A 6,008-nucleotide genomic window follows, 5' to 3' on the forward strand; every position below is an offset into this window, starting at 1 on the left:
GTCACGTGGGCCGCGCCCGCAAGGGACGCCGCGATGGCGACCAGGCCGGAGCCGCTGGCGACGTCGGCGACGCGGCGTCCGGCCACGACGTCCGGGTGGTCGAGGACGAACCGCGCGAGCGCCTGCCCGCCCGCCCAGGCGAACGCCCAGTACGGCGGGTCGTCGGAGCGGGACGCGGTCCAGGCGGCGAACGGCTCCTCGGCGAGCCTCAGCCGCACCTCCGGCACCAGCGGGGGTGCCGCCGTCCGGGTCAGGTCCAGCACCACCGCACGCTTGTCCATCCGGCCACCGTAGCCACTGCGCGAACCGCTTGCGCGACGCCGCGCAAGCGGCGGGTTCGCCGTTCGCGTCGCGTTCCACTGCCATGACGCGAAGAGCACGACGTTCCGAGGACATGCCCCGACATGGCCGCTGAGGTGCGCGGATGTGGTCGGTGAGGCGAGGGTGGGCGCCGGGTGCGACCGGTAGCGTGGACGGTCTTCCGTCCTCTGACGCGGTGCTGCCGCGGTCGGCGCGGCGAGCGTGGAAGCGACATGAGAGCGAGGTGGGTCGTGTCCGTGGAACGGCTGGCCCGGGCGCTGCCCGGCGGCAATCTGGTCACCGACGCCGACGTGCTGGCGGGGCTCGGGCACGACGAGGCGGAGTGGGCCCCGGCGGGAAAGGCGCTCGCGGCGCTGCGCGCCTCCTCTGCGGAGGAGGTCTCGCGGGCCGTGGCCGCGTGCGCGGAACTCGGGATCCCGGTGGTGCCGCGAGGCGCGGGCACCGGGTTGTCGGGCGGCGCGAACGCCGTGGACGGCTGCCTGGTGCTCGACGTGTCGAGGATGGACCGGGTCGTGGAGATCGACGCGGAGAACATGGTCGCGGTCGTCCAGCCGGGCGTGGTGAACGACGAGCTGAAGGCGGCGGTCGCCGCGCACGACCTCTGGTATCCGCCGGACCCGGCGAGCGCGCCGTGGTCCACGATCGGCGGGAACGTGGCCACCAACGCGGGCGGCCTGTGCTGCCTGAAGTACGGTGTGACCCGCGACTACGTGCTCGGCGTGGAGGCCGTCGTCGGCGGCCCGGGCGGCGCGTACGGCAGCCGGGTGCGGCTCGGCCGCCGGACCACCAAGGGCGTCGCCGGATACGACCTGACCGGCTTGTTCGTCGGGTCGGAGGGGACGCTCGGCGTCGTGACCGAGGTGACGCTGCGGCTGCGTCCGGCCCGGCGGGACGCGCCGCGCACGGTCGTCGGCGCGTTCGACGACGTGGTGGCGGCCGGACGCGCCGTCGCCGGGCTCACCGCGCGCGGGCTCGTCCCGGCCGCGCTGGAACTGCTCGACCGGTTCGCGCTGGCGGCGGTCGAGGACTGGAAGCACCTCGGGCTCGACCCGTCCGCCGAGGCACTGCTGCTGGCGAGCGTCGACACGCCCGGCGCGTCCGGCGACGAGGAGGCGGCGGAGGTCGCGGCGGCGTTCCGGGACGGCGGCGCGGTGTGGGCCGAGCAGTCGACCGACCCGGTGGAGGCGGAGGCGCTGTTCCAGGCGCGGAAGCTGGCCTACCCGGCGCTGGAGCGCCTCGGTCCGCTGCTGACCGAGGACGTCTGCGTGCCGCGGTCGCGCGTCCCGGCGATGCTGGAGCGCACGGAGGAGATCGGCCGCCGGCACGGCGTGCGGATCGCGACGATCGCGCACGCGGGGGACGGCAACCTGCATCCGCTCCTGGTCACGCCCCCCGGCGACGACGCCGCCCGCGAGGCGGCCCAGGCCGCGTTCGAGGACCTCCTCACGGCCGCGATCGAGCTCGGCGGCACCGTGACCGGCGAGCACGGCGTCGGCCTGCTCAAGCGCGGCGGCATGCAGCGCGAGCTGTCGCTCGGCGCCCGCGCGATGCAGAAGGCCGTCAAGGACGCCCTCGACCCGCTCGGCCTGTTCAACCCCGGCAAGGTCATCGGCGACGACCCCGGCCTCTGACCGCTCACGCCACGGCCCGAGGTACGGCGGCACAGAGATCCGAAGGGTGGAAGGTCATGACCGTTCCCTTTCAGCGCGGGCTTCACGAGCTCGCCGCCGGCACGCACGCCTACCTTCAGCCGGACGGCTCGTGGGGATGGAGCAACGCCGGGCTCGTGGTGTCGGGCGGCGAGGCGCTGCTCGTGGACACGCTGTTCGATTTCCCGCTCACCCGCGCGATGCTCGCCGAGATCGCGCGCGTCCTCCCGGACGTCCGCGTCCGCACGGTGGTCAACACGCACAGCGACGGCGACCACTGGTGGGGCAACCGGCTCCTGGTTGAAGCCGATCCGCGGGTGGAGATCGTCGCCTCCGAGGCGGCCGCCGCCGTCATGCGCCACGACCGGACGCGCGAGCTGCTCGTCTCGCTGCCGCAGGAGGCGCTGCCGCGCGTCCTGGCGCGGATGGTCCGGACGTTCGACATCGGCGGTGTCGTCCCGGCCCTGCCGAACCGGACGTTCAGTGGTGGGCTCGACCTCGCGGTGGGGGAGCGGTCCGTCCGGCTGATCGAGGTCGGCCCGGCGCACACGTCCGGTGACGTGCTGGTGCACGTCCCGGACGCGGGCGTGCTGTTCGCCGGGGACATCCTGTTCGTCGGCGGTCACCCGGTCGTGCACACCGGCCCGGTGGGCGGCTGGATCGCCGCCTGCGACCTGATCCTGTCCCTCGACGCCGACACGATCGTGCCCGGCCACGGACCGGTCGCCGGCAAGCCGGAGGTGCGGCGGTTCCGCGAGTACCTGGTGCGGTTGCGCGACCACGCCGTCCGTTGCCACGAGGTGGGCCTGCCGCTCGCCGACGCCGTCCGGTCGCTGGACCTGGCCGGCTTCGAGCACCTGGGTGACTCCGAGCGGCTGCTGCTCAACGTCGGCGCGGTCTACCGGGAGCTCAACGGCGACGGCACTCCGGGCGAACTCGACCTCCTCGCCCGCCTGGACGAGTTCACCGCGCCGCCTCGCAGCGAGGAGCCTGCCTGAACACGCACGCCCGACCCCGAGGTTGCCGGGGGAAAGCACGTGACAGGGGAAAGGCCCCGCCGGGATCGGCGGGGCCTTTCGGTGTTCGGTGTGGTCAGCGGGCCTTGGGGAGCGCCTGGACCAGAGCCGCGACCAGCACGTCCAGGACCAGAAGGAAGACCAGCCCGGCGGCGAAGGCGTGCGGGACGCCGCTGTGCACCTCGTAGAAGACCACCCCGACGAGCGCGACGCCGATCGCGCCGCCCGCCTGCTGCGCGGTGCTCAGCACACCGGACGCGGCCCCCGCGTGCTCGGCGTCCACCCGGCTCAGCACCAGCGCCGGCAGCGGAGCCATGACCAGGCCCATCCCGGCGCCCGCGACGACCAGGCCGGGGATGATCCAGGCGACCGCGCCGTCCTGTCCGAGGCCGGTGGCGGTGCCCGCGAGGATCCCGAGGCCGAGCGCCATGGCGAGCGCGCCGAGCGCGACGGTCTGCCGGCCGAGCCGCTCGGCGAGGCCCGCGGCCCGCGCCGAGGAGACGAAGTAGCCGATGCCGAGCGGCAGGAAGATCAGGCCGGACTCCAGCGCCGACAGCCCGCGTCCCACCTGGAGGTAGAGGGCGAGGATCAGGAAGAACGAGCCCATGGTCATGCTGTGGATCAGCGCGACGACCGCGCCCGCCGCGAACGAGCGGTGCCGGAACAGGGCGGGGGCGACGAGCGGGGCGGCGGCGCGGCGCTGGTGCAGGGCGAAGGCGGCGAGCAGGACGGCGGCCGCGCCGAGGCACTCCCAGGTCCACACCGGCCAGCCGTGCGCGCTGCCCTGGACGAGCGGGTACACGATCGCGACGAGACCGAGCGAGGCGAGGACGGTGCCGACCGGGTCGAGCCGGGACGCGCCGGTCGCGCGGGCCCGCGGGACGAGCCGGGGGATCAGCGCGAGCGCCGCCGCGCCGACCGGGACGTTGATCCAGAAGATCGCCCGCCAGCCCATCCCGGCGAGGTCCGCCTTGATGAGCACACCGCCGATGAGCTGCCCGAACACCCCGCCGAAGCCCATCGCGATGCCGTAGGCGTTGAACGCCCGGGTCCGCGCCGGGCCGGTGTAGACGGTGTTGATGATGCCGAGCACCTGCGGCATGAGGAGCGCCGCGCCGACGCCCTGCCCGACCCGCGCGGCGATCAGCATCCCGGCGGTCGAGGCCTCCGCGCACGCCGCCGAGGCGAGGGTGAAGACCGCGAGGCCGACCGCGTACATCCGGCGGCGGCCGTAGAGGTCGCCGAGCCGGCCCGCCGTGATCAGCCCGGCGGCGAGCGCGACGCCGAACCCGGCGACGACGAACTGGATCTGCGACGCGGTCGCGTGCAGGTCCCGCTGGGTGGCCGGGATCGCCACGTTGACGATGAAGAAGTCGAGGCTGGTGACGAAGATCCCGGTGAGCAGGACGAGCAGGGTGCCCCAGCCTGGGGCCGCGGCCACCCGGACGGGTGCCGCTTGCGGTGCCGAGACGGCGGTCATGTCGCGCTCCTGCGAGTAGGTGGGGTGCCGGTGCGGGACGCCGTCCCGCTGCCGCGAGCCGCTGTTCCGCTGATGACCATGAGCCTGCCGTCCGCCCCCGCGGCGCGGCGATTACGCGAGAGGTCATGGAACTCGCGCAATTTCCTCCGGCCGGGGGCGGCCAGGCGGGAATCAGCGCGCGGCCCGCGCGGTTCGCAAGATCGACTTTCGGGACGGAAGAGACGAGGCGAACATGTCGCAGCAGTGGCTGGCGGGCTTCCGCACCGCCGTGCTCAGCCCCTACGAGGAGCACAAGCTCGTCGCATCGAGGGGATTCTCCGGCCAGACCGTCCGGGAGCCGCTGCTGCTGGCGGGCGGCGGCGAGCGGATCCGGGTCCGGCTGACCAACCGGTACGGGCGCGAGCCGCTGCGGATCGGCGCGGCCCGCGTGGCGGTCCAGTCCAAGGACGACGCGATCGACCCGGAGACCGACCGCGAGCTGCGGTTCGAAGGCCGGGCGGAGATCACGATCGCGCCCGGCGCGGAGATCGTCAGCGACGAGGTCCCGCTGGCCGTCGAGGCGGGGAACCTGCTGTCGCTGAGCCTCTACCTGCCCGGCGAGACCGGGCTCGCGACCTACTCGCACCTGCCGATCGAGCGCTCGTACGCCGCGTCCGGGAACCAGACCGCCGCCGTCGCGCTGGACGATCCGGAGGCCTTCGAGGCCCGCGTCTTCGTGACCGGCGTGGACGTCCTCGCCCCGGAGGGCACGCCCGTCGCCGTCGCGTTCGGCGACTCCTGGTTCGAGGGGACGGGCACGACGGTCGGCGCCAACCGCCGTTCGGTGGACGCCCTGAACGACCGCCTCGACCGCGGCTGGGTCGTCAACCTCGGCATCTCGGGCAACCGGCTGCTGACCGACGTGCACGGCGAGCACGCCCTGGCCCGGCTGGAGCGCGACGCCCTGTCGGTGCCGGGCGCGACGCACGTCCTGGTCAACCTGGGCATCAACGACCTCGCCCTGCCCGGCGCGTACGGCCAGCCGATGCCGGCCGCGCGGGACCTGATCGCCGGGTACACCGAACTCGCGGCGCGGATCCACGCCGCCGGGCTGCGCGCCCTCATCGGGACCGTCGGCCCGTTCGGCGGCGCGATCTACGAGGGCATCAGCACCCCCGAGGGCCTGGCCCTGCGGCTCGCGGTCAACGAGTGGATCCGCTCGTCGGACGCCTACGACGGCGTCTTCGACGTCGCCCGCGCGGTCGAGGACCCGGACGCCCCCGGCTACATCCGCACCGACCTCGACACGGGCGACGGCATGCACCTCAACGACGAGGGCGCCCGCCTCATGGCCGAGGCGGTGAACCTCTCCGACCTCTGGTGACCGGCCGCGTCACCGGTCTCTCAGCAGCCGTACCGCTCCTGGTCGGACGGCCTCGGCGGCTCGGGGCCGTCCGGTCCGACGCGGATCATCCGGCCGATGCGGACGATCCGGAACCGGCGCGGCTCCCCGCCGATCGTGACGTTCCACTCCGGCCCGGGCGCGGCGTCGATCGCCGCGGC

Annotated in this window: 6 protein-coding genes; 3 read left to right on the forward strand and 3 right to left on the reverse strand. The window is 74.4% G+C overall.

The window, feature by feature from the left end; all coding sequences use genetic code 11:
• Nucleotides 1-281: hypothetical protein (locus AB0J52_RS23750; protein ID WP_500184232.1), on the reverse strand; the 281-nt coding region annotated here is incomplete at its 3' end.
• 252 nt (nucleotides 282-533) lie between these two features.
• Here AB0J52_RS23750 and AB0J52_RS23755 point away from each other — a divergent pair.
• Together AB0J52_RS23755 and AB0J52_RS23760 are read left to right on the forward strand one after the other, a co-directional pair.
• The gene (locus AB0J52_RS23755; RefSeq protein ID WP_500184233.1) at nucleotides 534-1,952 is read left to right on the forward strand and encodes an FAD-binding oxidoreductase; all 1,419 of its coding nucleotides are present in this window, start codon (nucleotides 534-536) and stop codon (nucleotides 1,950-1,952) included.
• A 56-nt stretch (nucleotides 1,953-2,008) separates the two neighbouring features.
• The gene (locus tag AB0J52_RS23760; protein ID WP_500184234.1) at nucleotides 2,009-2,968 is read left to right on the forward strand and encodes an MBL fold metallo-hydrolase; all 960 of its coding nucleotides are present in this window, start codon (nucleotides 2,009-2,011) and stop codon (nucleotides 2,966-2,968) included.
• A gap of 94 nt (nucleotides 2,969-3,062) precedes the next feature.
• Here AB0J52_RS23760 and AB0J52_RS23765 read toward each other — a convergent pair whose 3' ends face one another.
• On the reverse strand, nucleotides 3,063-4,466 hold the full coding sequence (locus tag AB0J52_RS23765; protein ID WP_500184235.1) for an MFS transporter: 1,404 nt from the start codon (nucleotides 4,464-4,466) through the stop codon (nucleotides 3,063-3,065).
• A 232-nt stretch (nucleotides 4,467-4,698) separates the two neighbouring features.
• Here AB0J52_RS23765 and AB0J52_RS23770 point away from each other — a divergent pair, with 232 nt between their 5' ends.
• Entirely contained in the window at nucleotides 4,699-5,829 is a 1,131-nt protein-coding gene (locus AB0J52_RS23770; protein ID WP_500184236.1) for a GDSL-type esterase/lipase family protein, read from the forward strand.
• 20 nt (nucleotides 5,830-5,849) lie between these two features.
• Here the strand turns inward: AB0J52_RS23770 and AB0J52_RS23775 are convergent, their stop codons facing one another.
• Nucleotides 5,850-5,999 carry a DUF5954 family protein gene (locus AB0J52_RS23775; protein ID WP_500184238.1) on the reverse strand — a complete coding sequence of 50 codons (150 nt, stop codon included), beginning with the start codon at nucleotides 5,997-5,999 and terminating at the stop codon, nucleotides 5,850-5,852.
• Nucleotides 6,000-6,008: the final 9 nt, after the last annotated feature.

The sequence above is a fragment of the Spirillospora sp. NPDC049652 genome, assembly GCF_040675125.1.
GTDB lineage: Bacteria > Actinomycetota > Actinomycetes > Streptosporangiales > Streptosporangiaceae > Spirillospora.